The organism is Pseudomonas songnenensis (assembly GCF_003696315.1).
In the GTDB taxonomy this organism is placed as follows: domain Bacteria; phylum Pseudomonadota; class Gammaproteobacteria; order Pseudomonadales; family Pseudomonadaceae; genus Stutzerimonas; species Stutzerimonas songnenensis.
The window spans coordinates 111674-137332 of record NZ_RFFN01000002.1 but is presented as its reverse complement, the minus strand read 5'-3'; the positions used below and the strand labels follow the sequence as shown (position 1 = coordinate 137332).

Genomic DNA, 25659 nt, shown 5'->3' with positions numbered 1-25659 from the left:
CATCCCCCTCAGGATCGGTTCGAAGCAATTTGCGCCGTACCTGGCTCGCTCTGTAGCTCACGCACAGCGATGTATCTCTCGCTTCGACGCGTCCGGTCCAGAACCTGGCCGACGAGCTGACCGCAAGCCGCGTCGATGTCTTCGCCGCGGGTGGTACGCACCGTCACATTGTGCCCGCCTTTATGCAGGATGTCCTGAAAACGGCGGATGGCATTGTTGCTCGGCCGCTCATATCCGGAATGAGGGAACGGATTGAACGGAATCAGATTGATCTTGCAGGGAATATCAGCCAGCAGCGTGATCATCTGCTCGGCATGCTCCGGCTGGTCATTGATGCCTTTGAGCAGCGTGTACTCAATGGTCAGCACGCGCTTTTCGCCAAGCTGCGAGATGTAGCGCTTGCAAGCCGCCAGCAACATATCCAGCGGATACTTCTTGTTGATCGGCACCAGTTGATCACGCAGCGCATCATTGGGCGCGTGCAGCGACAGCGCCAGGGACACGTCGATGACCTTGGCCAGCTCGTCGATCATCGGCACGACGCCGGAGGTCGACAACGTCACCTTGCGTTTGGAAATACCGTAGCCGAGGTCATCCATCATGATATGCATGGCGGCGACTACGTTGTCGAAGTTCAGCAGTGGCTCGCCCATACCCATCATTACCACGTTGGTGATGGCGCGATCGATTTTCGCCGGGATGGAGCCGAATGACTTGTTGGCAATCCACACCTGCCCGATAACTTCGGCGGCCGTGAGGTTGCTATTGAAACCTTGTTTGCCGGTGGAGCAGAAGCTGCAGTCCAGCGCGCAGCCAGCCTGCGAAGAAACGCATAGCGTCCCACGCCCGCCCTGCGGGATATATACCGTTTCCACGCAACTGCCCGAGGCGACACGGACCACCCACTTGCGGGTGCCGTCGCTGGAGATGTCTTCGCTGACGATCTCCGGGCCGCGAATCTCGGCGCAGGTCTTGAGCTTTTCACGCAAGGCCTTGCCGAGATTGCTCATGGCATCGAAATCATCGACGCCAAAGTGGTGAATCCACTTCATCACTTGACCGGCGCGAAAACGCTTTTCCCCGATCGACTCGAAGAAGCTCTCCAGTTGCGACTGGGTAAGCCCGAGCAGATTCACTTTACCGGTGGTGGCAATCATTGGATTCACCTTCGCTCAATCAGCGAATGCGTGCGCACACTTCGGTGGCAGCAAAGAAGTAAGCGATTTCACGAGCAGCGGAAGCTTCCGAATCGGAACCGTGCACAGCGTTCTCGTCGATGGAAACGGCGAAATCGGCACGAATGGTACCGGCAGCAGCTTCTTTCGGGTTGGTAGCACCCATCAGCTCACGGTTCTTGGCAATGGCGTCTTCGCCTTCCAGCACCTGAACGATAACCGGGCCGGAAGTCATGAAGGCAACCAGATCCTTGAAGAAGCCACGCTCGCTGTGCTCGGCATAGAAACCAGCAGCTTCGCGCTCGGACAGCTGAACCATCTTGGAAGCGACGACGCGCAGGCCGGCCTTCTCGAAACGGGTGGTGATTTCACCGATGACGTTCTTGGCGACGGCGTCAGGCTTGATGATGGAGAAGGTGCGTTGCAGGGCCATGTAGGACTCCAAACTGAGGGGTTAAAGCGAACAAGTAAACCCGCGGATTATACGCGGGTTCATAGTGAAAACATAAGGGTAGAGGGCGGACTGTCGAAGGGACGATCAACTGCCGAACGGTTGCTTCAGCGCGCTCGGAGCAACGATGCAAACCAACCTGCCGTCATTCGGCCTCCTCGATCCAGGCGGTCTGAATGGCCTCGAGAACCTTTTCGCCACCGCGATTGGGCTCATCGGAGAAATCAGGCAATTCGACCACCCAGCGGTGCAGATCGACGAAATTCAAGTAGCGCGGATCGACGCCGGGCTTGCGCTCGGCCAGCTCGATGGCGATCTCCTGCACATCACTCCATTTAAGCTGCATCACGCCTGCCCCTCAATGTCCTTCAGAAACCTGATTGATGGTGTACTTGGGTATCTCCACCACGAGATCGGCGTCAGCCACGACCGCCTGGCAGGACAACCGCGAATTGGGCTCCAAACCCCACGCCTTATCAAGCATGTCGTCCTCCAGCTCGTCGGAGGCTTCGAGCGACTGAAACCCTTCACGCACCACCACGTGGCAGGTCGTGCACGCACAGGATTTTTCGCAGGCATGCTCGATGTCGATGCCGTTACGCAGCGCGGCATCCAGCACCGTCTCGCCCGTCTGCGCCTCGATAACGGCACCTTCCGGGCAATGATCGGCATTAGGCAGGAAAATGATCTGCGGCATCTGGGTCAATCCTCGATATCGTTAAGCCGCCGCCCGGCCAGCGCGGCCTTGACGGTAGAATCCAGACGACGCGCAGCAAAGGCATCGGTAATCTGGCTAAGGCGTTTGGTCTGCCGCTCAATGGCGACCGCATCCTGACTGTCGAGCAGCCCGCGCAACTCGCCCATCTGGGAGTCAATAGCAAGCCGCTCTTCGACAGACAGCAGGCGCTCGCCATCAGCCGCCAACGCTGCCTCGACCGCCTCCAGCAAACGCTGCGCGTCGACCAACTGCTCACGCAGCGCGCGCGCATCGCGATCCTCGTCCGCTTTGCGGAACGAGTCCTCGAGCATGCGCGCGATCTCGCCATCGGTGAGGCCATAGGACGGCTTGACCTGAATACTGGCCTCGACACCGGATGCCAGTTCGCGCGCCGATACACTGAGCAAACCGTCTGCATCGACCTGGAAGGTAACGCGAATCTTAGCTGCCCCTGCGACCATCGGCGGAATGCCGCGCAGCTCGAAGCGCGCCAGAGAGCGGCAATCGGAAATCAGTTCGCGCTCGCCCTGAAGGACATGAATCATCATGGCCGACTGGCCATCTTTATAGGTGGTGAAGTCCTGCGCCCGGGCAACCGGAATCGTCGTGTTGCGCGGGATGATCTTCTCCATCAGCCCACCCATGGTCTCCAGACCGAGAGACAATGGAATCACATCGAGCAGCAGCAGCTCTTCTCCATCGCGATTGTTTCCAGCCAGCGTTTCGGCCTGAATCGCTGCGCCGATCGCCACCACCTCATCAGGATCGATATCGGTCAAAGGCTCACGACCAAATAACTGTCCGACCGCAGAACGTACTTTCGGCACGCGAGTCGAGCCACCGACCATGACCACCGCCGTGATTTCCTCCAGCTCCACGCCGGAATCGCGCACGGCACGACGACAGGATTTCAGACTGCGCGCAACCATCGGCTCGATCAGTGCGTCGAAGGTCTCGCGATGCAGCTCACCGGACCAGCCGGCATAGGCAACAGACACTACGTCGATATCACTGAGACGCTCTTTGGCATCACAGGCAATCTTCAGCAATTCTCGTTGCGCACCCGGATCCAGATCGCCGGACACACCGGCACACTCGAGAATCCAGTCAGCCACAGCATGGTCAAAGTCGTCGCCACCCAGCGCAGTATCGCCGCCGGTAGCCAGCACTTCGAACACACCTTTGGTCAGGCGAAGAATCGAAATATCGAAGGTTCCGCCACCCAGATCGTAAATGGCAACGACGCCTTCGGCCTGGCGATCCAGGCCATACGCCACGGCCGCCGCGGTGGGCTCATTGAGCAGACGCAGGACGTTGAGCCCCGCCAGCCGCGCGGCATCCTTGGTTGCCTGACGCTGCGCATCGTCGAAATACGCAGGAACAGTGATCACCGCTCCGACCAGCTCGCCGCCCAGGCTAGCCTCGGCACGCAGACGAAGTGCGCGAAGAATTTCAGCAGAGACTTCCACCGGGCTCTTGGCACCCTGAACCGTCTCGATGAAAGGCATCTGCGATTCGGCCTGACGGAAGCGGTATGGCAACTGCTCGCCCATTTGCTTCACATCGGCGAGGCCACGTCCCATCAACCGTTTCACGGAGCTGATGGTATTGAACGGATCCGTCGCCGCAGCAAGCTTGGCTTGCGCACCGACCTCAACGTGATCTGCGTGGTAACGCACCACTGACGGCAGGATCACCTCTCCATCCGCATCCGCCAGGGGTGCAGTGACGCCACTGCGCAGGGCGGCCACGAGGGAATTTGTGGTGCCCAGATCTATTCCGACAGCCAGGCGCCGCTGATGAGGCTGTGGGCTTTGTCCGGGCTCAGCAATCTGAAGTAAGGCCATGTCTGTCTGATATCGGGCGCAACGCTGGGCGCTGCGCGGGGTTAATCGTCGAGGCGCTCTTCGAGTTGGCGCACTTCCTGGGTCAGCTTGTCGAGAAACTGCATGCGTCGAACCAAGCGCTCTGCGTCGGCGCGATGCGCCGGATCTCGCCAGATCCGAGCAAAGTCATCATTAAGACCTTGCTGGGCCTGCTTCAATCGTGCCTTGAATGCAGCCACACCGGCGAGGTCGGCCTGCTCATGAAGCTCCTCGAGCTCCTCGCGCCAATGCATCTGCTGCATCAGAAAGGCCGGGTCCTGCACGGTAGCTTCCAGCGGCACCTCATGCCCTTCGATGGCGAGCAGATAGCGCGCACGTCGACTGGGGCTCTTGAGTGTCTGGTAAGCCTCGTTGAGGTTGGCAGAGCGCTCCAGCGCCTGGCGCTGCTCGCTTTCCCCAGCGTCGGCGAAGCGATCGGGGTGGACCTGACGGGCCAGCTCGCGATAACGATCAGCAAGATGCACGAGATCCAGCTCGAACTCGGGCTTCAACTCGAACAGTGCAAAATGACAGGGAGTACCCACGGCGTCCTCAGATATTGAAGCTCTCGCCGCAGCCGCATTCGCCACGAACGTTCGGATTATTGAACTTGAAGCCTTCGTTGAGCCCTTCGCGCACGAAGTCGAGCTCGGTGCCATCGAGGTAAACGAGACTCTTGGGATCAATGATCACCTTGACCCCGTGGCTTTCGAACACCGAGTCCTCGGCTGCCGTCTCATCGACGAACTCGAGGACGTAGGCCAACCCGGAGCAGCCGGTCGTACGAACCCCAAGCCTCACACCTACACCCTTGCCCCGCCCGTCCAGCGAGCGACGAACATGCTGGGCGGCGGCCGGCGTCATGGTGATAGCCATTGCAACCTCCCTTAGAGCAGACCTTTCTTCTCGCGGTAATCACGCACCGCCGCCTTGATCGCATCTTCGGCGAGCACGGAGCAGTGGATCTTCACCGGCGGCAGCGCCAGCTCTTCTGCCAACTGGGTGTTCTTGATGGTTTCCGCCTCTTCCAGCGTCTTGCCCTTCATCCACTCGGTTGCGAGGGAGCTGGAGGCAATGGCTGAACCGCAACCGTAAGTCTTGAACTTGGCGTCTTCGATGACGCCCTGCTCGTTGACCTTGATCTGCAGGCGCATCACGTCGCCGCAAGCTGGCGCGCCAACCATGCCGGTACCGATGCTCGGGTCTTCAGCGTCGAACTTGCCGACGTTGCGCGGGTTTTCGTAGTGGTCGATGACCTTATCGCTGTATGCCATGGTGCAATCCTCTTAGATCAGGCTGTGCGGCGTTTGACGCCGGTCAGTGGGCTTGCCACTCGACCTTGGAGATGTCGACGCCGTCTTTGAACATGTCCCACAGGGGCGAGAGTTCGCGCAGCTTGGTCACGGCCTCACATACCTTCTGAGCTGCGTAGTCGATTTCCTCTTCGGTAGTGAAGCGACCGAAGGTGAAACGAATGGAGCTGTGCGCCAGCTCATCGTTACGCCCCAGGGCGCGCAACACGTAGGAAGGCTCCAGCGAAGCGGACGTACAGGCGGAACCGGACGATACGGCCAGGTCCTTGAGCGCCATGATCAGCGACTCACCCTCGACATAGTTGAAACTGAGATTCAGGTTGTGCGGCACACGAGCGGTCATGCTGCCGTTCACATAGAGTTCTTCGAGATGCTCGACCTGCTTGTAGAAGCGATCACGCAGCGCGCGGATATGCTCGTTTTCCTGAGCCATCTCTTCCTTGGCGATACGGAAGGCCTCACCCATGCCGACCAGCTGATGGGTAGCCAGCGTACCGGAGCGCATGCCGCGCTCATGACCGCCACCGTGCATTTGCGCCTCGAGGCGTACGCGCGGCTTGCGACGGACATACAGCGCGCCAACGCCTTTCGGACCATAGGTCTTGTGCGCAGAGAAGGACATCAGATCGACCTTCATCTTATCCAGATCGATCTCGACCTTGCCGGTGGATTGCGCCGCATCGACATGGAAAAGAATGCCGCGGGAACGGGTCAGCTCACCGATGGCAGTGATGTCATTGATGGTGCCGATCTCGTTGTTCACGTGCATCACGGACACCAGAATGGTGTCGTCACGCAGCGCAGCCTCGACCATGGCAGGCGTGACGATGCCGTCTTCACCAGGTTCGATATAGGTAACCTCGAAACCTTCGCGCTCAAGCTGGCGAGTGGTATCCAGCACCGCTTTGTGTTCGATCTTGGTGGTGACGATGTGCTTGCCCTTGGACGCATAGAAATGCGCAACACCCTTGATCGCCAGGTTGTCGGATTCGGTAGCGCCGGAGGTCCAGACGATTTCGCGGGGGTCCGCGTTGACCAGCTCGGCGACCTGGCGACGCGCATTCTCAACAGCTTCCTCGGCCTTCCAGCCAAAGGCGTGAGAGCGCGACGCCGGATTGCCGAAGTTGCCTTCGTTTGTCAGGCACTCGATCATCTTGGCGGCAACACGCGGATCCACAGGCGTGGTCGCAGAGTAGTCCAGGTAAATCGGCAATTTCATTCAGGTATCTCCTATCAGGCAGTCGCCCTGCTCATTCGATGGCGGACGTTTCTATCTTGTCCATCTGCGGCGAAGTGCCGCCAGCTTTGCGCATATCCTGGCGCAGCGCGACCTGCTGCACATCCTGGCGCTTGACCAGGTCAGCCAGGCTGATACCGCTGAGGAATTCATGAATCTGCTGGCTCAAGTCGCACCACAGATGGTGGGTAAGGCAGGTATCGCCGGAATGACAACCACCGAGCCCTTGGCAGCGTGTGGCATCGACCGATTCATTGACAGCATCGATAACCTGAGCCACCTGGATACCGGCCATGTCGCGCGATAGCTGATAGCCTCCGCCGGGGCCACGCACGCTCGTCACCAGACTACTGCGGCGCAGCTTGGCAAAGAGCTGCTCGAGATAGGAAAGGGAAATACCCTGCCGCTCGGAAATATCGGCCAGGGAGACCGGCCCATGCTGCGCATGTAGCGCCAGATCAAGCATGGCGGTAACGGCATAACGGCCTTTGGTGGTTAATCGCATCGGTCTGCACCAAGCATTACGGTTTGGCGCAATTATGCAATTCCCGAGTATTTGAGTCAACTATAAGACCCATTAATTCAGTCAGGCATTCAGCGCCCCTTGGGCCAGCCTGGCGTCACGCGTTCCTAGGCGACATGATACCAGCTGGTGCTGCCACCCGCACTTCAGCTGCGCACCTCGCCAGCGTCGGATTTCACCTCCACGAAATCCTCCTCGCGCAGCTCGGGGAGTTCTTTGGCGCAGTAATCGCTACCAAGCGCCTTCAATGCCCCGCACATGCCTTCCAAACGCTCCTCAACCGCCTGCACGTGATCAAGCAGTTGGCCGATCGCCCGCGCAACCGGATCCGGCATGTCCTCGCTGACGCCGTAGGCATCGAAGCCGATCTTTTCGGCGATGGCCTTGCGCTTGGCCTCCTGCTCGTCATTCGACTTGACGATAACGCGCCCCGGAATGCCGACTGCGGTAGCCCCCGGAGGAACCTCACGCGTGACCACAGCATTCGAACCGATCTTGGCCCCGGCACCAACCGTGAACGGGCCGAGAATTTTCGCCCCGGCACCGACGATCACGCCGTCTTCGAGTGTTGGATGGCGCTTGCCCTTGTTCCAACTGGTGCCGCCGAGCGTGACACCGTGATAGAGGGTCACGTCATCGCCAATCTCTGCAGTCTCCCCAATGACGATCCCCATGCCGTGATCGATGAAGAAACGTCGCCCGATTCTGGCACCCGGATGGATCTCGACACCGGTCAACCAGCGCCCCAGGTTTGATGACATGCGCGCCAGCCACTTCCAGTCATGCACCCACAACCAATGGGAAAGGCGGTGGATCCAGATGGCGTGCAGCCCCGGATAACAGGTCAGGACTTCGAACGCATTGCGTGCTGCCGGATCGCGATGGAAAACGCTCTGAATATCTTCACGCACGCGCTCGAACATCAATCACTTCTCCGCTTGTGAGGCTCGCCCCGCGCAGCCTTCTGAGTCTCGGAGAGAATACCGCGCAGGATGTTCATTTCCAGCTTGCTGATGCCACTACGCCCATAAAGGCGCCGCAACCGCGGCATCAGATGCCTGGGCTTGGCTGGGTCGAGAAAACCAATATCAACCAGCGTCTGCTCGAGATGACCGAAGTAGTTCTCCAGCTCATCGACCGTCACCGGCTGGGCATCCAGCATGGCCGTGGTTTCCAGCTTCTCAACTTTCGTCGGCCGCCCCTCGGCCGCCAGCCAGGCCATGCGCACCTCATAGGTAAGCACCTGCACCGCCGCCGCGAGATTCAACGAGCTGAACTGCGGATCGGAGGGAATGTGGACATGATACTGGCAGCGCTGCAGCTCCTCGTTGGTCAGTCCGGCATACTCCCGACCGAACACCAACGCCACCTCACTGCCATCAGCTGCCTGCTCCACGGAAACCGACGCGCACTCTCGCGGATCCAGCAACGGCCACGGAATGCGTCGATCGCGCGCACTGGTCCCGAGCACCAGACTACAGCCGACCAGAGCCTCTTCCAGCGTACCTACCACCTGCGCAGCATCGAGAATATCGGTCGCGCCGGACGCCCTGGCTACGGCATTGGGGCTTGGAAAATCTTCCGGATCCACCAGAACCAGCCGGGAAAGACCCATGTTCTTCATGGCGCGGGCTGCGCCACCGATGTTGCCAGCGTGACTGGTGTTGACCAGCACGACACGAATGTTCTGCAGCGACACGATGATTCTCTGCGTGAAAGCGAGCGGAAAGCTTACAGGAAGCGCCTCTTGATCCGCCATCAGCCGGACCCAGCGACAGCACCGGTGACGCTACATGCGCCGACGCTTTCCTGATAGAATTTCGCGCTTTCTTTAACGACCAGGTAATTGATCCATGCAGCCCATGCTGAATATCGCGCTGCGCGCCGCCCGCAGCGCCGGCGAACTGATTGTCCGTTCCACCGATCGCCTGGATGCAATCTCGGTCAACGAGAAAGAAGCAAAGGATTACGTCACCGAGATCGATAAGGCCGCCGAGCAAAGCATTGTTGCTGCACTGCGCAAGGCCTACCCGACCCACGGCATCCTCGGCGAGGAAGGCGGGCTGCTCGAAGGATCCGGTGACGGCGCCGATTACCTGTGGATCATCGACCCGCTGGACGGCACCACCAACTTCGTACGCGGCATTCCACACTACGCCGTCAGCATTGCGTGCAAATACCGAGGCCGCCTGGAACACGCCGTCGTTCTGGATCCTGTCCGCCAGGAGGAGTTCACCGCAAGCCGCGGTCGCGGCGCAGCAGTGAATGGCCGTCGCCTGCGAGTCAGCGCGCGCAAGAGCCTGGACGGCGCCCTGCTCGGCACCGGCTTCCCGTTCAAGGACGGCGACATGGACAACCTGGACGCCTACCTGAACATGTTCCGCAGCCTGGTCGGCCAGACCTCCGGCCTGCGCCGCGCCGGCGCCGCGAGCCTGGACCTTGCTTATGTGGCCGCAGGCCGCTTCGATGCATTCTGGGAGTTTGGGCTTTCCGAATGGGACATGGCGGCAGGCGCCCTGCTGATCCAGGAAGCAGGCGGCCTGGTCAGCGATTTCAGCGGCGGTCACGACTTCCTCGAGAAAGGACAGATCGTCGCCGGCAACACCAAATGCTTCAAGGCCGTACTGACCGCTATCCAGCCGCACCTGACACCGTCACTCAAACGCTGAGAATGACGCAAAAAAAACGCCCCATCGGGGCGTTTTTTTTCAGCTTTGACTTCGCTCAGATCACTGTTGCGACAACAACAGCTGACCATCCTGCACCGGAATCTGACTTCCCGGATCACGATCCATACGTACGCGACCAACCTTCCCGCCAAGGTCGTACTTGACGTCGTAGCCAACGACCTTGTCATGCGTATCGGTAACCGTGCTGCAACGCGTTTCGGTGGTGGTATAGGTGCTGTTGGCCTGCATTCGCCCCTGCACCTGATTACCAGCGTAGCCACCGCCGACCGCACCAGCGACTGTAGCGATCTTCTTGCCATTGCCGCCGCCGACCTGATTGCCGAGCAGACCGCCAACCACGGCACCTACCGCAGTACCCGCGATGCGATGCTCGTCCTGCACGGGCTTCTGCCTCGTCACCGTGACATCCTTGCATACCTCACGGGGCGTTCGGATGGTCTCTTTGATTGGCTCGATCGCCAACACCTCGGCGAACTTGGGGCCTCTATCGACCAGGGTATAGGTAGCGAAAGCGCCGCCAGCGGTGGCGACCACCACACCGAGTGCCGTACCGACCAACATGGACTTGTTCACAGTGACATCCTCTTCCTTCGGGCATGCGCCCGTTCCGCAGCCTTGGACCTCGTCAGGCTGCGGAAGTTCAGGAGAGGATCAGGGGCGCTCGTCGACTTCCTCTTCTACCACTGGCGGAATGAGGTCATCGCGGGTGAGCTTGAGCCAGACCAGCAACATGCCTGCGACGTAGACCGACGAGTAGGTGCCCGCGCCAACGCCGATCAATAGCGCAAGCGAGAAACCCCAAAGGTTTTCACCACCGAATACCATCAGCGCGCCTACGGCGAGCAAGGTGGATACGGAAGTCGCCACGGTACGCAGCAGTGTCTGCGTGGTGGAGATATTGATGTTTTCCAGCAGCTCCGCCTTGCGCAGCATGCGAAAGTTCTCGCGGATCCGGTCAAAGATCACGATGGTGTCGTTCAGCGAATAGCCGATGACCGCCAGCACCGCGGCCAGCACCGTTAGATCGAACGATATCTGGAAAAACGAGAACACCCCGAGCACCAGAATCACATCGTGGAACAGCGACAGCACAGCGCCCAGGCCGAACTTCCACTGAAAGCGGAAAGCCACGTAAACCAGGATGCCACCCAGCGCGAGCAGCATGCCGAGACCGCCTTGATCGCGCAGTTCCTCACCCACGGCCGGCCCTACGAACTCGACGCGCTTTACGCTCACCGAATTCCCGCTGTCAGCGTTACGCAGGGCACTGGCGACACGCTCCCCAAGCTGCGGGTCGTCACCTGGCATGCGCACTAGCACATCGGTGGTCGCCCCAAAGCTCTGAACCACCGCATCGGCAAAACCGGACTGGACCAACTGCCCACGAACCTGCTCGAGCTCGACCGGGCGCTCGTAGCCCAGCTCGATCAATGTGCCGCCGGTGAAGTCCAGACCGAAATTCAGCCCCTTTACTACCAGACTGGCCAGCGAAGCAACCGTCAGCAGCACGGTAAGAGCGAAGGCCACATGACGGACGCCCATGAAATTGATTACGCGCTTCATCGTGCTAGCCCCTTAAATCCACAGCTTCTTGAGATCGCGGCCACCGTAGATCAGGTTGACCATGCCGCGCGTCACGATGATTGCAGTGAACATCGACGTCAGGATGCCGATCGACAGAGTCACCGCAAAGCCCTTGATCGGGCCGGTACCCATGGCGAACAGAATGCCGCCCACCAGCAAGGTGGTCAGGTTGCCGTCGACGATCGCCGAGAAAGCCCGATCGAAACCCTCATGGATGGCGCGCTGAATCGACATGCCATTGGCAATTTCCTCACGAATTCGCGAGAAGATCAGTACGTTGGCGTCTACCGCCATACCCATGGTGAGCACAATACCGGCAATACCGGGCAGGGTTAGCGTGGCATTGAGCATCGACATCATGGCGGTCAGTACCACCATATTGAAGAGCAGCGCAATCGTCGCCAGCACACCGAAGAACTTGTAGATCAGCACCATGAAGATGGCGACGAAGAGGAAGCCCCACATCGCTGCCTGAACGCCCAGCTTGATGTTCTCGGCTCCCAGGCTCGGGCCAATGGTGCGCTCTTCGGCGAAATACATCGGCGCGGCCAAGCCACCAGCGCGCAACAGCAACGCCAGCTCCGACGACTCACCCTGGCCGTCGAGACCGGTGATACGGAACTGACTGCCGAGCGGCGACTGGATAGTCGCCAGACTGATGATCTTCTTCTCTTCCTGGAAGGTTTCGACGCGCACTTCCTGTTCGACGCCATCGACCATCTGCCGCACGTAGCGAGTCAGCGGCCGCTGCTCGATGAAGATCACGGCCATGCTGCGACCGACATTGTTGCGCGTGGCACGATTCATCAGATCGCCGCCGTGGCCATCGAGACGGATATTGACCTGCGGACGACCGTTCTCGTCGTAGCTGGCCTGCGCATCGGTCACCTGATCGCCGGTGATGATCAGCGTGCGCTCCAACTGGACCGGCGGACGGCCTTCCTGGCGGAACTCGAACGCCTCGGTGGAAGCCCGTGATGCGTCGGCATCGGCCGCCAGACGGAACTCCAGATTCGCCGTCTTGCCGAGAATACGCTTGGCTTCGGCAGTGTCCTGGACGCCCGGCAGCTCGACTACGATCCGGTTGGCGCCCTGGCGCTGCACCAGCGGCTCGGCAACACCCAGCTCGTTGACGCGATTGCGCACCGTAGTCAGGTTCTGCTTGATCGAGTACTCACGAATCTCTGCCAGCTTGGCCTCGGTCAGCGTCAGGCGCAGCACGAATTGACCGTTGCGCTCGGAGGAGGTCAGCTCGAAGTCCGTGAAGTTCTTGCGGATCAGCGACTGCGCATTACTAAGCGTGGCCTCATCGGCGAAGCCCAGCTGCACGGCATCTTTCAGATTCGGCAGGCTGCGATAGCGCACGCGCTCCTTGCGCAGCAGACTCTTGACCTCGCCCTCGGAAACGTTAAGTCGCGTCTCGATGGCCTTTTCCATGTCGACTTCCAGGAGGAAGTGCACACCGCCGGAGAGATCCAGACCCAGTTTCATCGGGCTCGCACCAAGACTGCGCAGCCAGTCGGGCGTTGTAGGTGCCAGATTGAGGGCAACGACATAGGCGTCGCCGAGCGTGCGGCGGACAATGTCTTTCGCCGGCAACTGGTCATCTTGGCGTTCCAGACGCACCAGGCCGCCGCGCCCCTGCTCGTCGAGCGATGCAGACTTGACAGCGATACCGCCATCCACGAGCGCTTTGCTGATGCGTTCGAGGTCTTCGGTTCCGATTTCCTGCGCCGTGCTGGCACCGGTGACCTGGATCGCCGGATCGTCCGGATAGAGATTGGGTGCCGAATAAACAAAGGCGATCGCGAGCACTGCCAGAATCAGCAGGTATTTCCAAAGAGGGAATCTATTGAGCATGACGCAGCCCGTTTAATGAACGCGGGGCGCCTTGCGCGCCCCGTCGGTGTTGAATGAAGTCAGCTCAGATGGCTTTCAGTGTGCCCTTGGGCAACGTTGCAGCGATTGCCACTTTCTGGAACTTCAGCTCAACGTTGTCGGACACCTCGATGACCACGAAGTCATCGGCGACCTTGGTGACCTTGCCAGCGATTCCGCCGGAGGTGACCACTTCGTCGCCCTTCTGCAGGCCGGCGATCAGGTTCTTGTGTTCCTTGGCACGCTTGGACTGGGGGCGCCAGATCATCAGGTAGAAGATGACCAGAAAACCGACCAGAAACACCCACTCAAAGCCAGTGCCGGCAGGACCAGCGGCAGCCTCCTGGGCATAGGCGGCGGGAATCAGAAAGCTCATGTAGCACTCCTGTTGCAGAAAGGATTGTTTTGCTCTGGCACGTCACGCAAGCGGCGGCGTTGGCAGACCGCGCTTGGCATAAAAGGCGTCGACAAAGGCCGCCAATGTACCCTGTTGAATGGCGTCGCGTAAACCAGCCATAACCCGCTGGTAATGTCGCAGGTTATGTATGGTATTCAACATGCTACCCAGCATTTCGCCGCATTTATCCAGATGATGTAGATAAGCGCGGGAGAAATGTTTGCAGGTGTAACAATCACAGCTCGGGTCCAGTGGCGAATCGTCGTGTTTGTGCACCGCGTTACGAATCTTGATGACGCCGGTATCGGTAAACAGATGACCATTGCGTGCATTGCGGGTCGGCATCACGCAATCGAACATGTCGACTCCACGCCGCACTCCCTCGACCAGATCCTCCGGCTTGCCCACACCCATCAAATAGCGAGGCTTCTCGGCTGGCATGTGCGGCGGCAGGAAATCCAGCACACGAATCATCTCTTCCTTCGGCTCGCCCACTGAAAGCCCACCGATGGCCAGGCCGTCGAAGCCGATCTCGCAAAGCCCTTCCAGCGAACGCAGGCGCAACGACTCGTGCATACCGCCCTGGACGATGCCGAATAGCGCAGCCGAACTGTCGCCATGAGCAATTTTCGACCGCTTCGCCCAGCGCAGCGACAGCTCCATCGAGCGCCGCGCGACATCTTCGTCAGCCGGATAGGGCGTGCACTCGTCAAAGATCATCACGATGTCCGAACCGAGGTCACGCTGAACCTGCATTGACTCTTCAGGCCCCATGAACACCTTGGCGCCGTCAACCGGCGAGGCGAAGTAGACACCCTCCTCCTTGATCTTGCGCATCGCCCCCAGACTGAAGACCTGGAAGCCGCCGGAATCAGTCAGGATCGGTCCTTGCCACTGCATGAAGTCGTGCAGGTCACCGTGACGCTTGATCACTTCCGTTCCCGGGCGCAACCACAGGTGGAAGGTATTGCCAAGAATGATCTGCGCACCAATCGCCTCGATGTCGCGAGGCAGCATGCCCTTGACGGTACCGTAGGTGCCCACCGGCATGAACGCCGGCGTCTCGACGGTGCCCCGGGGAAAGGTCAGACGCCCGCGACGCGCCTTGCCATCGGTGGCAAGCAGCTCGAAGGACATATGGCAGGAACGGGTCATTGGCTTTCCTCGGGGCCGCGCGGCGCAGGGTTGCGGGTGATGAACATGGCATCACCGTAACTGAAGAAGCGATAGCGCTGAGCTACGGCCTCGGCGTAGGCCGCCATGGTTTCCGGATAACCGGCAAAAGCGGAAACCAGCATCAGCAGCGTGGATTCGGGCAAGTGGAAATTGGTCACCAGCGCATCGACCACATGAAAGGTCTTGCCCGGATAAATAAAGATATCGGTATCGCCACTGAATGGTTTGAGTTCGCCGTCATGAGCAGCCGTCTCCAGCGAGCGAACGCTAGTGGTTCCGACAGCAATCACGCGGCCGCCACGGGCGCGACAGGCCGCCACCGCATCGACCACCTCCTGCGTCACCTCCAGCCACTCACGGTGCATATGGTGTTCTTCTATGCGCTCCACGCGCACTGGCTGGAAGGTGCCGGCACCAACGTGAAGGGTGACATAGGCTGTTTCCACGCCGACCTCCCGCAGCGAGTCGAGCAAAGCCTCATCGAAGTGCAAACCTGCGGTAGGCGCTGCCACAGCCCCGGCACGCTGAGCGTAAACAGTCTGATAACGCTCGCGATCTGCAGCGTCATCAGGCCTGTCTATATAAGGAGGCAAAGGCATGTGCCCGATACGCTCGAGCAACGACAGGACATCCTCATCGAACTCCAGCTCGAACAAGGCATCATGACGAGCAACCATCTCCGCCTCACCGCCGCCATCCAGCAAAATCCGCGAGCCTGCCTTCGGCGACTTGCTCGAACGGATGTGCGCCAGAACGCTGCGGCTGCCAAGCACCCTCTCGACAAGGATTTCCAGCTTGCCACCAGTAGCCTTCTGACCAAACAGGCGCGCCGGAATGACCCGGGTGTTGTTGAATACCATCAGGTCGCCGGGGCGGACGTACTCCAGCAGCTCAGCGAAATTACGGTGCGAAAGCTTGCCGGTTTCACCATCAAGCACCAGCAAACGACTTGCACGCCGCTCCGCAAGGGGATGTCGCGCGATGAGAGCGTCGGGCAGCTGGAAGAAAAAATCAGCGACTTGCATGGACAGGATTCAGGACGCGGAAAGGGCGCAAATCTTATCCGAAAGGCGCCTATCTGGCCACGCCAAACGATTGACCATCGCACCTCACATCCCTATACTGCGCGCCCACTGTGCCTCGATGGCGGAATCGGTAGACGCAGCGGATTCAAAATCCGCCGTTGGTAACAACGTGAGAGTTCGAGTCTCTCTCGAGGCACCATCAGTGAATCGCTACACGCAGCTACGCTGCAAGCCACTCAGCGCCGGCAAACCGGAACGCTAGAGACGGCGACTCGCAATAGCGAAGCGTCAAGAGCATCAGGCAGTACGCAACCATCTCGCACTCAGCATGGATCTGCGGTACAGCACGCAAAATGGCAACACCGATTTCCTGCAGACTGACATCGTCATCGATGCGGTCGGCACGCGGCATGACTCCCCACGGCAGTGGACACAGCGAGTCGCGCCCACCTCAAAAGCGCCGAACGGCGCCGCCTGGACAGGCAAATTCTATGGCTCCGAGGGGTTGGCATTCCCTGGCGAGTTATCGTAGAGTGTGCCCACTGTGTTTGCATGGGTCGCTGTTGAATCGTGACCTGGTGCAGTAGATCTTCAGATCCGCTACTCCGCTCGACTCTCTTACTCCTTGCAACCAGTTCCAGCTTCCTGCTTTGCGGGGGCAATTCTACTTTTGAGCTTCAAGGATACAAAGACATGTCGAATCGTCAGAACGGTACCGTCAAGTGGTTTAACGACGAGAAAGGTTTTGGTTTCATCACTCCCGAGAGCGGTCCGGATCTGTTCGTGCACTTCCGCGCGATCGAAGGCAACGGCTTCAAGAGCCTGAAAGAAGGCCAGAAAGTCAGCTTCGTCGCTGTGCAAGGTCAAAAGGGCATGCAGGCAGACCAGGTTCAGATCCTGGGCTAAGCCTTCTCTCCGAAAAGCCCCTGATGGCAACATCAGGGGCTTTTTTATGCGCGCAGTTCCGTAGAATGCGCCGCCTTCCCCTTGATCGAGACCAGCAATGCGCCGACATCTGCTCAGCCCGCAGGGCCAATTCCCCGCCGCCGGCCTGCTGCGCCGACTGGCAGCGATGTTCTATGACAGCCTGCTATGCATCGCACTGATGATGGTGGTCACCCTGCTCTATCAGCAGGTGCTACTGCGACTGCTCTACGGCAGCGAACAGCTGCAGATGCTGGCTGACGCCGGCCGCCTGGACATCGACCCGCTGCTCTCGACCCTGCTGCTGTTCAGCCTGTTCGGCTTCTTTGCCAAGTTCTGGACCCACAACGGTCAGACGCTCGGCATGCAGGTATGGGGCATCCGAATCCAGAACCCGGACGGGCGCGCTATCGATCTCTGGCAAGCGCTGCTGCGCTTCCTGATCGCAGTGGTTTCCTTGCTATGCCTGGGCATGGGCTACTGGTGGATGCTTATCGACAAGCAAAAGCGCACCTGGCACGACATCTACTCCGACAGCCAGGCCGTTCAGCTGCCGAAGAACATTCACAAGAAGTAGGCGTCCGCTAACCGAGCGCCCTTTCGCCGACAGGCATGGCCTCGCTGGCATACAGCGAAGGCCGGCCACTAGCCCGCCCGACGCAACAGCCAGGCGCCGATCAGCGCACAGACGCTCGCCGGCAGCACCACCGCCAGCAACGGCGAGAAGCCGAACACCTGGCTCGCGGGGCCGAGCAGATCCTGGATGATGCGGAACACGAAGCCGACCACCACACCGGTAAAGATGCGCTGACCGAGCGTGACCGAACGCAGTGGCCCGAAGATGAACGAGATCGCCAGCAGAACCAGCGCAACGGTCACTGCCGGCTGCAGGACCTTGGTCCAGAACGCCAGCCAGTAACGACCATTGTTCAAACCCTGCTCGCCGAGATAGTGGATATAACGCCACAGTCCAGTGATCGACAGCGCTTCCGGCTCCATCACCACAGTGCCAAGCAGCTGAGGAGTCAGCTGAACATCCCAACGCTCTTCCGGCGCGCGCAGCACTTCGGTGTGGTCGCCGCGAAAATGCGTCGTCGAAATGTTCTCGAGCTTCCAGTGATCCCCCTGGTAGGTGGCACGACGGGCAAAGCTGGACGCCAGCAGGCGGCGCTCATCGTCAAAGCGATAGCGCGTCACGCCGACCAGAACGCCACCGGGCTGCACGGCATTGACGTGGACGAATTCGTTCTCCTGGCGATGCCACAATCCGCGCTTGCTGCTCTGCGCCTCGCCCGCGCCTTGCGCCAGCGAACGTCGGGCCTGAGCGACATCCTCGGTGGCAGGTGCGACATACTCGCCGATCAGGATGCCTGCGATGAGCAGCACCAGCATCGGTTTCATCACCGCCATCACGATACGCCCCAGCGAGACGCCGGCGGCGCGCATGATAGTCAGCTCACTGCTGCTGGCCAGGGTGCCGAGACCGATAAGACAACCGATCAGGGCAGCCATCGGCAGCATTTCATACAGCCGACGCGGCGAGGTAAGCAGCACGTACTGCAGGGCGTCGCCCAGACCATAGCCGCCCTGGACATCACCCAGCTCATCGATGAAAGCGAACAGCAGCGCCAATCCGACGATGATGCCGAGGACGGTCAGAATCGCGAGAAAGACATGAATACCGATGTAGCGATCGAGCTTAACCATGAGCCATCTCCCGCTGCATCCGGCGTCTGCTCATTCGCAGCCGGATCGGCTCCCAGAACAGCATCAGCAGACCGATCGCCAGGAACAGCCCATGCACCCACCACAGCCCCAGCGCCATTGGCAGACGCCCCTTGTCCAGCGCGCCGCGTACGGCGATCAACAATGCGAGATAGGTCATGTAAAGCAGGATGGCTGGCAGCAGCTTGAGGAAGCGTCCCTGCCGCGGGTTGACCTTCGCCAGCGGCACAGCCAGCACCGTGACGACGAACACCAGCAGCGGCAGAGATAGCCGCCACTGCAGCTCGGTCTGATGGCGCACGTTGTCGCTGCCCAGCAGCTCGCGGGTCGGCATCGCCTCGCGCTCGCTCAGTTCCATGCTCACTTCTGGCTTGGGAAGCAGCACACCGTAGGTGTCGTACTGGATCGCGCGATAGTCGGCCTGCCCCGGATTGCCGTCGTAGCGATAACCGTTTTCCAGAATCAGGTAGCGACTGCCGTCAGGCTGGATCTCCTGCCGGCCGCTTTCGGCAACCAGCACCGACAACCCGCTTTCCTTGCCGGTCTGACGCGACACGTTGGTTTCGGAAATGAACACCCCACCCAGCTCACTGCGGTCAGCCGAGAGCTCACGGGTGTAGGTCACGCGTGAGCCACCACGCAGCGTCTGGAAGCGCCCCGGGACCAGCGTGTCGAACTCGGTCAGCGAATCCTGCTGATTGAGGATGCGATCCACCTCGGCGATACCTTGCGGTGCCAGACCCAGGCTCAGCCAACCCACCAGTGCCGCCACCAGCGCGGCCGGCGCCATGCTGTAGGCCAGCAAACGGCGCTGGCTCATGCCGGTCGCCGAGAGCACGGTCATCTCGCTTTCCAGGTAGAGACGGCCGTAGGCCAGCAGGATGCCCAGGAACAGCCCAAGAGGAAGGATCAACTGAAGGAAACCGGGCAGACGAAATCCCATGATCAGCAACAGCACGCCGGGATCGAGCACCCCCTGCGCAGCCTGCGCCAGATACTTGATGAAGCGGCCGCTCATGATGATCACCAGCAGCACGGCGCTGACCGCGCTCATGGTGACCAGCAGCTCTCGGGACAGGTAACGAAAGACGATCAAACCAGACACTCCAGGGTTGTCAGGCTCTGGCGGCAACGCTCAAACTAGCCGCCAGTTGCCGGCCCGCCGCAGCAGACCGTTGGAAATAGGTAATGGCACACCGACCGGACGCGAATCATCGCCGCGCCGGGGCAATCGCCGAAGCACGGCCGATTGCAACGTTTCTAGCCTAGCGCAGTCGTTAGCAACGACCGTACAGGCGAACCACCGGAAAAATAAGCCCGGCATTATCCTGCAAACCCGACTCTTTGTCTTGGGGACACCACGTCATGGAATTTGTTGTCAAAAGCGCCAAAGCCTCCACCCAGAAGACCGCCACCCTGATTCTGCCGCTCGTCGAGGACTGCGTCCTCGGCAGCGTCGCACAGAGCGTGGACAGCGCCAGCGGCGGCGCGCTCAGTGCCGCGTTCAAGCGTGGCGACATTCAGGGCAAGCCGGGACAGACACTGCTGCTGCACGGCCTGTCGGGACTCAAGGCCGAACGCGTACTGCTGGTCGGCATCGGCAAGGCGAACGATCTCGACAGCCGTCAATGGCGCAAGGTGGTCAACGCCGCACTGGCGGCGATCAAGAACCTCGGTGGCGGCGACGCGGCTTTCGCCATGCAGGACGTGCAGGTCAAGGGCCGCGACAGCTATGCCCGCACGCGCCTGCTGGTGGAGATCGTTGCCGACGGCCAGTACGTGTTCGACCAATTCAAGAGCAAGAAGGCCGAACCGCGCGCACTGCAGAAGATCATCCTGCTGTGTGACAAGGCCGAGCAGCCGGCACTGGAACGCGCCGCGCGCGAGGCATCGGCGATCGCCAGCGGCATGGCCTTTACCCGCGACCTCGGCAATCTGCCGCCGAATGTCTGCCACCCGACCTACATCGCCGAGCAGGCCAGGCAGATGAGCAAGGCCTACAAGGGCCTGAAGGTCGACGTACTCGACGAGAAGAAGCTGCGGGATCTGGGCGCCGGTGCCTTCCTTGCCGTGTCTCAGGGTAGCGACCAGCCCGGCTGCATCATCGTCATGCAGTACAGCGGCGGCAAGAAAGGCGACCAGCCGTTTGCGCTGGTGGGCAAAGGCATCACCTTCGATACCGGTGGCATCAGCCTCAAGCCGGGCCTGGGCATGGACGAAATGAAGTACGACATGGGCGGTGCTGCCAGCGTACTCGGTACACTCAAGGCCGTGCTGGAGCTGCAGCTGCCGATCAACCTGGTCTGCCTGCTGGCCTGCGCCGAAAACATGCCCAGCGGCGGCGCCACCCGCCCAGGCGACATCGTCACCACCATGAGTGGCCAGACCGTGGAAATCCTCAACACCGACGCCGAAGGCCGTCTGGTGCTGTGCGATACCCTGACCTATGCCGAGCGCTTCGAGCCGCGAGCGGTGATCGACGTGGCCACCCTGACCGGCGCCTGTATCGTCGCGTTGGGCAGCAACACCTCGGGCCTGCTGGGCAACAACGACGAGCTCATCCAGCAGCTGCTGCAGGCCGGCGAGAGTGCCGCCGACCGCGCCTGGCAGCTGCCGCTGTTCGACGAGTATCAGGAACAGCTGGACAGCCCCTTCGCCGACATCGCCAACATTGGCGGGCCCAAGGCCGGCACCATCACCGCGGCCTGTTTCCTCTCGCGCTTCACCAAGAAGTACACCTGGGCACATCTGGACATCGCCGGCACGGCATGGACCAGCGGCGGCAAGGAAAAAGGCGCTACTGGCCGTCCCGTGCCACTGCTGACCCAATACCTGCTGGACCGGGCCAACTGACGATGCCGGCCGTCGCGCATGCACCCTCGGGCCGGAGCGGTCTCACGCCGGTCGGCTCGGGCGGAGCACGATCATGACCCGGGTCGAGTTCTACGTACTGCCGGACGACAGCCCGCTCGCCCGCTTGCGAGCGGCCTGTCAGCTGGCAGCCAAGGGCTGGCAGCACGGCATGCACGTCTTCATCCGTTGCGTGGACGCAGCGCAGTCCAACGAGCTCGACGAGCTGCTCTGGAGCTTTCGCGCCGAGCGCTTCATTCCCCACGAGCAGGATGCCGATGAACCACAGACACCCGTGGTCATCGGTATCGATCAGGCGCCGCCGTTCGCCCAGGGGCTGCTGATCAACCTGGCATCGACGCTTTCGCCGCATCTTGACCAGTTCAGCCGGATCATCGAGATCGTCAATCAGGAGCCACAACTGCTGACCGCCTGCCGGGAGAATTTCCGCCTGTATCGCCGTCAGGGCTATGATCCGCAACGGGTCGAGCTCTAGAACCCACCATACGACAGCAAGGGACAACCCCTGGCAGCAGCCGGGATGCTGCAGCCTCCGGAACCTCTGAGATGACACCGAAAGCCCCGAACAAACCCGCCGAGCTGCTGAGCGATCTCGAGTCCATTCGTGCCCTGCTCGGTGACGATTTTCCTGACGAGCCGCCGAACAGCGCCGCGCTTGACCCGGACAGCATCCCGTTGCTGTCCGACATCGTCGAGCCCGCACCGGCCGCAACCGCCGGCGGCGCCAATGATGATGAACCACGGGAAACCAGCGTGCGCAGCGCGTTCCGCTCCCTGGCCGAGCGGCATATCGATCACGAGCTTCGCACAGCGGCCAACCTGATCCTGCAGGAAGTCATCGACGACTTCGTGCCGCAGATCGAAGCGGAACTCAAGCGCCGCCTGGAAACCCGCCTCGAGCGCCTGGTTCGCACACCGCGCCCCTGAAGCGTCGCCAACTGCGCGTTCCCCGCGCTAATCCGCAGTTAATCCCGCACGGCCGCGAAACCTCGCGGCCGTTTGCCTTTATACTTGCCCGTTTTTCCGACCAGCCGTTTTAAGGGTCCCGCCGCATGGACAAGACCTACCAGCCGCACGCCATCGAGACTTCCTGGTACCAGACCTGGGAATCGAACAACTATTTCGCCCCGCAAGGTTCCGGCGAGCCCTACACCATCATGATCCCGCCGCCGAACGTCACCGGCAGCCTGCACATGGGCCATGGCTTCAACAACGCGATCATGGATGCGCTGATCCGCTGGCGCCGCATGCAGGGCCGCAACACCCTGTGGCAACCCGGCACCGACCACGCGGGTATCGCCACGCAGATGGTGGTCGAGCGCCAGCTCGCCGCGCAGGGCACCAGCCGTCACGACCTGGGACGCGAGAAGTTTCTCGAGAAGGTCTGGCAGTGGAAGGAAGAATCCGGCGGCACCATCACCCGGCAGATCCGTCGCCTGGGCAGCTCGGTGGACTGGTCGCGGGAGCGCTTCACCATGGACGACGGCCTGTCCGAGGCGGTCAAGGAAGCCTTCGTCCGCCTGCATGAGGACGGCCTGATCTACCGCGGCAAGCGTCTGGTCAACTGGGATACCAAGCTGCACACCGCCATTTCCGACCTGGAAGTGGAGAACCACGACGAGAAGGGTCACCTCTGGCACCTGCGTTATCCGCTGGCCGATGGTTGCAAGACCGCCGATGGGCTGGACTACCTGGTGGTCGCCACTACCCGCCCGGAAACCATGCTCGGTGACGCCGCCATCGCAGTGCATCCCGAGGACGAGCGTTACAAGAGCCTGATCGGCCGCCACGTCATGCTGCCGCTGGTCAACCGCCTGATCCCCATCGTCGCCGACGACTACGTCGACCTCGAATTCGGTACCGGCTGCGTGAAGATCACCCCGGCGCATGACTTCAACGACTACGAGGTCGGCAAGCGCCACCACCTGCCGTTGATCAACATCTTCGACCAGAACGCCTGCATCCTGGCCCGTGCCCAGGTGTTCAACATTGATGGCTCGGTAAACGACAAGATCGATGGCAGCCTGCCGGACGGTTACGCGCACATGGACCGTTTCGATGCGCGCAAGGCCATCGTCGCCGAATTCGAAGCGATGAGCCTGCTGGAGAAGATCGACGACCACGCGCTGAAAGTGCCGCGTGGTGATCGCTCGGGCACCATCATCGAGCCGTGGCTGACCGACCAGTGGTACGTCTCTACCAAGCCGCTGGCCGAAAAAGCCATCGCCGCCGTGGAGAGCGGCGAGATCGAATTCGTCCCCAAACAGTACGAGAACATGTACTTCAGCTGGATGCGCGACATCCAGGACTGGTGCATCAGCCGCCAGCTCTGGTGGGGCCATCGCATTCCGGCGTGGTACGACGAGGCCGGCAACGTCTACGTCGGCCGCGATGAAGTGGAGGTACGCAGCAAGTACAACCTCTGCAACAACGTCGAACTGCGGCAGGACGAGGACGTGCTGGACACCTGGTTCAGCTCCGGCCTGTGGACCTTCTCCACCCTCGGCTGGCCGCAGCAGACCGAGTTCCTCAAGACGTTCCACCCCACCGACGTGCTGGTCACCGGCTTCGACATCATCTTCTTCTGGGTCGCCCGGATGATCATGCTGTCCACCCACCTGACCGGGCAGATTCCGTTCAAGACCGTTTACGTGCACGGCCTGGTGCGCGACGGCCAGGGCCAGAAGATGTCCAAGTCCAAGGGCAACGTGCTCGACCCGCTGGACATCGTCGATGGCATCACCCTCGATGAACTGCTGACCAAGCGCACCAGCGGCATGATGCAGCCCAAACTGGCCGAGAAGATCGCCAAGCAGACCCGCGCCGAGTTCCCCGAAGGCATCGCCAGCTACGGTACCGACGCCCTGCGCTTCACCTTCTGCTCACTGGCTTCTACCGGCCGCGACATCAAGTTCGACATGGGCCGCGTCGAGGGTTATCGCAACTTCTGCAACAAGATCTGGAACGCGGCCAACTTCGTCTTCGAGAACACCGAAGGCAAGGACACCGGCGCCAATGACGAGCCGGTCGAGCTGTCCTCGGTGGACCGCTGGATCATCTCAGCGCTGCAGCGTACCGAAGCCGAAGTGACGCGCCAGCTGGAAGCCTTCCGCTTCGATCTGGCGGCCCAGGCGCTGTACGAGTTCATCTGGGACGAGTACTGCGCCTGGTACCTGGAGCTGGTCAAACCGCTGCTGTGGGACGAGACCGCCAGCGTCGAGCGCCAGCGCGGTACCCGCCGCACCCTGGTCCGCGTGCTGGAAACCGCGCTGCGTCTGGCCCATCCGTTCATGCCGTTCATCACCGAGGAAATCTGGCAGCGCGTCGCGCCGCTGGCCGGCAAGTCCGGGTCGACGCTGATGCTGCAGCCCTGGCCGGAATTCAACCCGGAGCGCATCGACGAAGCCGCCGAAGGCGATATCGAGTGGGTCAAGGCCTTCATGCTGGGCATTCGCCAGATCCGCGGCGAGATGAACATCTCCATGGCCAAGCGTATCGACGTGGTGCTGGGCAACGCCTCGGCAGAGGATCAGCGCCGCCTGGCCGACAACGAGCCGCTGCTGCGCAAGCTGGCCAAGCTGGAATCGGTGCGCATCCTCGCAGGCGGCGAAGAGGCCCCGCTGTCGGCTACCGCACTGGTCGGCGACATGCAGGTGCTGGTGCCGATGGCCGGTCTGATCGACAAGGACGCCGAACTGGCGCGCCTGGACAAGGAAATCGCGCGACTGGACGGCGAAGTCAAACGCGTCGGCGGCAAGCTGTCGAATGCCGGCTTTGTCGACAAGGCACCGGCTGAGGTGATCGACAAGGAGCGCGCCAAACTGGCCGAGGCCGAACAGGCCAAGGCCCGGCTGCAGGAGCAGCGCGACCGTATCGCCACGCTCTGAACAACGCTTCGAACGCGTCAAACGAGAAGGCCAGCCCGAAAGGTGCTGGCCTTTTTGCTTAAGCAGGTCATCTTGATTGATGACAAGTTATTACCGGTAACGCTGATACACTATGCCGCACATGAAACACCCCTTTACAAACTGGCAGGCTGTTAAAGCCAAGACGAACAGCTCGACGATGTGAAATGAGCCCTCTGCTGCGAGGCGCAATGCACCAAGC

General features: G+C 60.8%; 27 protein-coding genes and 1 tRNA gene. 8 read left to right on the top strand and 20 right to left on the bottom strand.

Features of this window, described 5'->3' with window-relative positions:
* Window positions 1-8: 8 nt before the first annotated feature.
* From rlmN to trmJ, 12 genes are all read right to left on the bottom strand, one after another.
* Window positions 9-1157, bottom strand: a complete 1149-nt coding sequence (rlmN, locus tag EA798_RS04990) for a dual-specificity RNA methyltransferase RlmN (RefSeq protein WP_122098259.1) — start codon at window positions 1155-1157, stop codon at window positions 9-11.
* 19 nt (window positions 1158-1176) lie between these two features.
* Complete coding sequence (gene ndk / locus EA798_RS04985) at window positions 1177-1608, bottom strand: nucleoside-diphosphate kinase (protein ID WP_003284654.1); 432 nt, start codon at window positions 1606-1608, stop codon at window positions 1177-1179.
* A gap of 163 nt (window positions 1609-1771) precedes the next feature.
* On the bottom strand, window positions 1772-1972 hold the full coding sequence (iscX, locus tag EA798_RS04980; protein ID WP_122098258.1) for a Fe-S cluster assembly protein IscX: 201 nt from the start codon (window positions 1970-1972) through the stop codon (window positions 1772-1774).
* A 12-nt stretch (window positions 1973-1984) separates the two neighbouring features.
* Window positions 1985-2323, bottom strand: coding sequence for an ISC system 2Fe-2S type ferredoxin (gene fdx, locus EA798_RS04975; protein ID WP_003298166.1), 339 nt, complete (start codon window positions 2321-2323; stop codon window positions 1985-1987).
* A gap of 5 nt (window positions 2324-2328) precedes the next feature.
* Window positions 2329-4191, bottom strand: a complete 1863-nt coding sequence (hscA, locus tag EA798_RS04970) for a Fe-S protein assembly chaperone HscA (RefSeq protein WP_122098257.1) — start codon at window positions 4189-4191, stop codon at window positions 2329-2331.
* A 41-nt stretch (window positions 4192-4232) separates the two neighbouring features.
* Window positions 4233-4754: a co-chaperone HscB gene (hscB, locus tag EA798_RS04965; RefSeq protein WP_106157934.1), complete on the bottom strand. Its 522-nt coding sequence runs from the start codon at window positions 4752-4754 to the stop codon at window positions 4233-4235.
* A 7-nt stretch (window positions 4755-4761) separates the two neighbouring features.
* Complete coding sequence (iscA, locus tag EA798_RS04960) at window positions 4762-5085, bottom strand: iron-sulfur cluster assembly protein IscA (RefSeq protein WP_003298170.1); 324 nt, start codon at window positions 5083-5085, stop codon at window positions 4762-4764.
* Between the two features lie 11 nt (window positions 5086-5096).
* Window positions 5097-5483, bottom strand: coding sequence for a Fe-S cluster assembly scaffold IscU (gene iscU, locus EA798_RS04955; RefSeq protein ID WP_003284664.1), 387 nt, complete (start codon window positions 5481-5483; stop codon window positions 5097-5099).
* Window positions 5484-5526: 43 nt separating this feature from the next.
* Window positions 5527-6741: an IscS subfamily cysteine desulfurase gene (locus EA798_RS04950; protein ID WP_106157933.1), complete on the bottom strand. Its 1215-nt coding sequence runs from the start codon at window positions 6739-6741 to the stop codon at window positions 5527-5529.
* A 31-nt stretch (window positions 6742-6772) separates the two neighbouring features.
* A complete protein-coding gene (iscR, locus tag EA798_RS04945) occupies window positions 6773-7264 on the bottom strand; it encodes a Fe-S cluster assembly transcriptional regulator IscR (protein WP_015276129.1) in 492 nt (163 codons plus the stop codon).
* 164 nt (window positions 7265-7428) lie between these two features.
* Complete coding sequence (gene cysE, locus EA798_RS04940; protein WP_106157932.1) at window positions 7429-8205, bottom strand: serine O-acetyltransferase; 777 nt, start codon at window positions 8203-8205, stop codon at window positions 7429-7431.
* The gene (trmJ, locus tag EA798_RS04935) at window positions 8205-9041 is read right to left on the bottom strand and encodes a tRNA (cytosine(32)/uridine(32)-2'-O)-methyltransferase TrmJ (RefSeq protein WP_244221254.1); all 837 of its coding nucleotides are present in this window, start codon (window positions 9039-9041) and stop codon (window positions 8205-8207) included. Before trmJ ends, cysE begins: the two co-directional genes overlap by 1 nt.
* Window positions 9042-9135: 94 nt before the next feature.
* Between trmJ and suhB the strand changes: the two genes are divergently transcribed.
* Window positions 9136-9951 (top strand): type III secretion system regulator SuhB, encoded by an 816-nt coding sequence (gene suhB, locus EA798_RS04930; RefSeq protein WP_122098256.1) that lies wholly within the window; start codon window positions 9136-9138, stop codon window positions 9949-9951.
* A 60-nt stretch (window positions 9952-10011) separates the two neighbouring features.
* Here the strand turns inward: suhB and EA798_RS04925 are convergent, their stop codons facing one another.
* From EA798_RS04925 to queA, 6 genes are all read right to left on the bottom strand, one after another.
* Complete coding sequence (locus EA798_RS04925; protein ID WP_122098255.1) at window positions 10012-10545, bottom strand: glycine zipper 2TM domain-containing protein; 534 nt, start codon at window positions 10543-10545, stop codon at window positions 10012-10014.
* 78 nt (window positions 10546-10623) lie between these two features.
* Window positions 10624-11535, bottom strand: a complete 912-nt coding sequence (secF, locus tag EA798_RS04920) for a protein translocase subunit SecF (RefSeq protein ID WP_106157930.1) — start codon at window positions 11533-11535, stop codon at window positions 10624-10626.
* A gap of 12 nt (window positions 11536-11547) precedes the next feature.
* Window positions 11548-13416: a protein translocase subunit SecD gene (secD, locus tag EA798_RS04915; protein WP_106157929.1), complete on the bottom strand. Its 1869-nt coding sequence runs from the start codon at window positions 13414-13416 to the stop codon at window positions 11548-11550.
* A 64-nt stretch (window positions 13417-13480) separates the two neighbouring features.
* Window positions 13481-13810, bottom strand: a complete 330-nt coding sequence (gene yajC / locus EA798_RS04910) for a preprotein translocase subunit YajC (RefSeq protein WP_003296020.1) — start codon at window positions 13808-13810, stop codon at window positions 13481-13483.
* Window positions 13811-13852: 42 nt separating this feature from the next.
* Window positions 13853-14968 (bottom strand): tRNA guanosine(34) transglycosylase Tgt, encoded by a 1116-nt coding sequence (gene tgt / locus EA798_RS04905; RefSeq protein WP_122098660.1) that lies wholly within the window; start codon window positions 14966-14968, stop codon window positions 13853-13855.
* Between the two features lie 14 nt (window positions 14969-14982).
* The gene (gene queA / locus EA798_RS04900) at window positions 14983-16032 is read right to left on the bottom strand and encodes a tRNA preQ1(34) S-adenosylmethionine ribosyltransferase-isomerase QueA (RefSeq protein WP_122098254.1); all 1050 of its coding nucleotides are present in this window, start codon (window positions 16030-16032) and stop codon (window positions 14983-14985) included.
* Between the two features lie 112 nt (window positions 16033-16144).
* On the opposite strand from queA, the gene EA798_RS04895 reads away from it, so the two are divergent.
* From EA798_RS04895 to EA798_RS04880, 3 genes are all read left to right on the top strand, one after another.
* Window positions 16145-16231: transfer RNA gene (locus EA798_RS04895), tRNA-Leu, on the top strand.
* 494 nt (window positions 16232-16725) lie between these two features.
* Window positions 16726-16938, top strand: coding sequence for a cold-shock protein (locus tag EA798_RS04885; RefSeq protein WP_003298189.1), 213 nt, complete (start codon window positions 16726-16728; stop codon window positions 16936-16938).
* Between the two features lie 97 nt (window positions 16939-17035).
* Entirely contained in the window at window positions 17036-17533 is a 498-nt protein-coding gene (locus tag EA798_RS04880) for an RDD family protein (protein WP_106157926.1), read from the top strand.
* Between the two features lie 68 nt (window positions 17534-17601).
* On the opposite strand, the gene lptG is transcribed toward EA798_RS04880, so the two are convergent.
* Both lptG and lptF read right to left on the bottom strand, forming a co-directional pair.
* Window positions 17602-18663: an LPS export ABC transporter permease LptG gene (lptG, locus tag EA798_RS04875; RefSeq protein ID WP_122098253.1), complete on the bottom strand. Its 1062-nt coding sequence runs from the start codon at window positions 18661-18663 to the stop codon at window positions 17602-17604.
* Complete coding sequence (gene lptF / locus EA798_RS04870) at window positions 18656-19777, bottom strand: LPS export ABC transporter permease LptF (protein ID WP_122098252.1); 1122 nt, start codon at window positions 19775-19777, stop codon at window positions 18656-18658. The genes lptG and lptF overlap by 8 nt, the downstream gene beginning before the upstream one ends.
* Window positions 19778-20046: 269 nt before the next feature.
* Between lptF and EA798_RS04865 the strand changes: the two genes are divergently transcribed.
* From EA798_RS04865 to EA798_RS04850, 4 genes are all read left to right on the top strand, one after another.
* On the top strand, window positions 20047-21534 hold the full coding sequence (locus EA798_RS04865; protein WP_122098251.1) for a leucyl aminopeptidase: 1488 nt from the start codon (window positions 20047-20049) through the stop codon (window positions 21532-21534).
* Window positions 21535-21607: 73 nt separating this feature from the next.
* On the top strand, window positions 21608-22027 hold the full coding sequence (locus tag EA798_RS04860; protein ID WP_122098250.1) for a DNA polymerase III subunit chi: 420 nt from the start codon (window positions 21608-21610) through the stop codon (window positions 22025-22027).
* A 71-nt stretch (window positions 22028-22098) separates the two neighbouring features.
* Entirely contained in the window at window positions 22099-22479 is a 381-nt protein-coding gene (locus EA798_RS04855) for a DNA polymerase III subunit chi (protein ID WP_122098249.1), read from the top strand.
* Between the two features lie 125 nt (window positions 22480-22604).
* Window positions 22605-25439, top strand: coding sequence for a valine--tRNA ligase (locus EA798_RS04850; RefSeq protein ID WP_122098248.1), 2835 nt, complete (start codon window positions 22605-22607; stop codon window positions 25437-25439).
* The last annotated feature ends 220 nt before the right edge of the window (window positions 25440-25659 follow it).

Bases quoted from the DNA above. Each gene is read 5' to 3' on its own strand.
- EA798_RS04865 (WP_122098251.1), top strand. From the start codon at position 20,047: ATGGAATTTGTTGTCAAAAGCGCCAAAGCCTCCACCCAGAAGACCGCC.
- lptG (WP_122098253.1), bottom strand. From the start codon at position 18,663: ATGGTTAAGCTCGATCGCTACATCGGTATTCATGTCTTTCTCGCGATT.
- secD (WP_106157929.1), bottom strand. From the start codon at position 13,416: ATGCTCAATAGATTCCCTCTTTGGAAATACCTGCTGATTCTGGCAGTG.
- EA798_RS04860 (WP_122098250.1), top strand. From the start codon at position 21,608: ATGACCCGGGTCGAGTTCTACGTACTGCCGGACGACAGCCCGCTCGCC.
- EA798_RS04880 (WP_106157926.1), top strand. From the start codon at position 17,036: ATGCGCCGACATCTGCTCAGCCCGCAGGGCCAATTCCCCGCCGCCGGC.
- EA798_RS04885 (WP_003298189.1), top strand. From the start codon at position 16,726: ATGTCGAATCGTCAGAACGGTACCGTCAAGTGGTTTAACGACGAGAAA.
- fdx (WP_003298166.1), bottom strand. From the start codon at position 2,323: ATGCCGCAGATCATTTTCCTGCCTAATGCCGATCATTGCCCGGAAGGT.
- EA798_RS04950 (WP_106157933.1), bottom strand. From the start codon at position 6,741: ATGAAATTGCCGATTTACCTGGACTACTCTGCGACCACGCCTGTGGAT.
- EA798_RS04850 (WP_122098248.1), top strand. From the start codon at position 22,605: ATGGACAAGACCTACCAGCCGCACGCCATCGAGACTTCCTGGTACCAG.
- cysE (WP_106157932.1), bottom strand. From the start codon at position 8,205: ATGTTCGAGCGCGTGCGTGAAGATATTCAGAGCGTTTTCCATCGCGAT.
- EA798_RS04855 (WP_122098249.1), top strand. From the start codon at position 22,099: ATGACACCGAAAGCCCCGAACAAACCCGCCGAGCTGCTGAGCGATCTC.
- iscA (WP_003298170.1), bottom strand. From the start codon at position 5,085: ATGGCTATCACCATGACGCCGGCCGCCGCCCAGCATGTTCGTCGCTCG.
- secF (WP_106157930.1), bottom strand. From the start codon at position 11,535: ATGAAGCGCGTAATCAATTTCATGGGCGTCCGTCATGTGGCCTTCGCT.
- queA (WP_122098254.1), bottom strand. From the start codon at position 16,032: ATGCAAGTCGCTGATTTTTTCTTCCAGCTGCCCGACGCTCTCATCGCG.
- hscA (WP_122098257.1), bottom strand. From the start codon at position 4,191: ATGGCCTTACTTCAGATTGCTGAGCCCGGACAAAGCCCACAGCCTCAT.
- tgt (WP_122098660.1), bottom strand. From the start codon at position 14,968: ATGTCCTTCGAGCTGCTTGCCACCGATGGCAAGGCGCGTCGCGGGCGT.
- yajC (WP_003296020.1), bottom strand. From the start codon at position 13,810: ATGAGCTTTCTGATTCCCGCCGCCTATGCCCAGGAGGCTGCCGCTGGT.
- ndk (WP_003284654.1), bottom strand. From the start codon at position 1,608: ATGGCCCTGCAACGCACCTTCTCCATCATCAAGCCTGACGCCGTCGCC.
- suhB (WP_122098256.1), top strand. From the start codon at position 9,136: ATGCAGCCCATGCTGAATATCGCGCTGCGCGCCGCCCGCAGCGCCGGC.
- rlmN (WP_122098259.1), bottom strand. From the start codon at position 1,157: ATGATTGCCACCACCGGTAAAGTGAATCTGCTCGGGCTTACCCAGTCG.
- iscU (WP_003284664.1), bottom strand. From the start codon at position 5,483: ATGGCATACAGCGATAAGGTCATCGACCACTACGAAAACCCGCGCAAC.
- trmJ (WP_244221254.1), bottom strand. From the start codon at position 9,041: ATGGCGGATCAAGAGGCGCTTCCTGTAAGCTTTCCGCTCGCTTTCACG.
- iscX (WP_122098258.1), bottom strand. From the start codon at position 1,972: ATGCAGCTTAAATGGAGTGATGTGCAGGAGATCGCCATCGAGCTGGCC.
- iscR (WP_015276129.1), bottom strand. From the start codon at position 7,264: ATGCGATTAACCACCAAAGGCCGTTATGCCGTTACCGCCATGCTTGAT.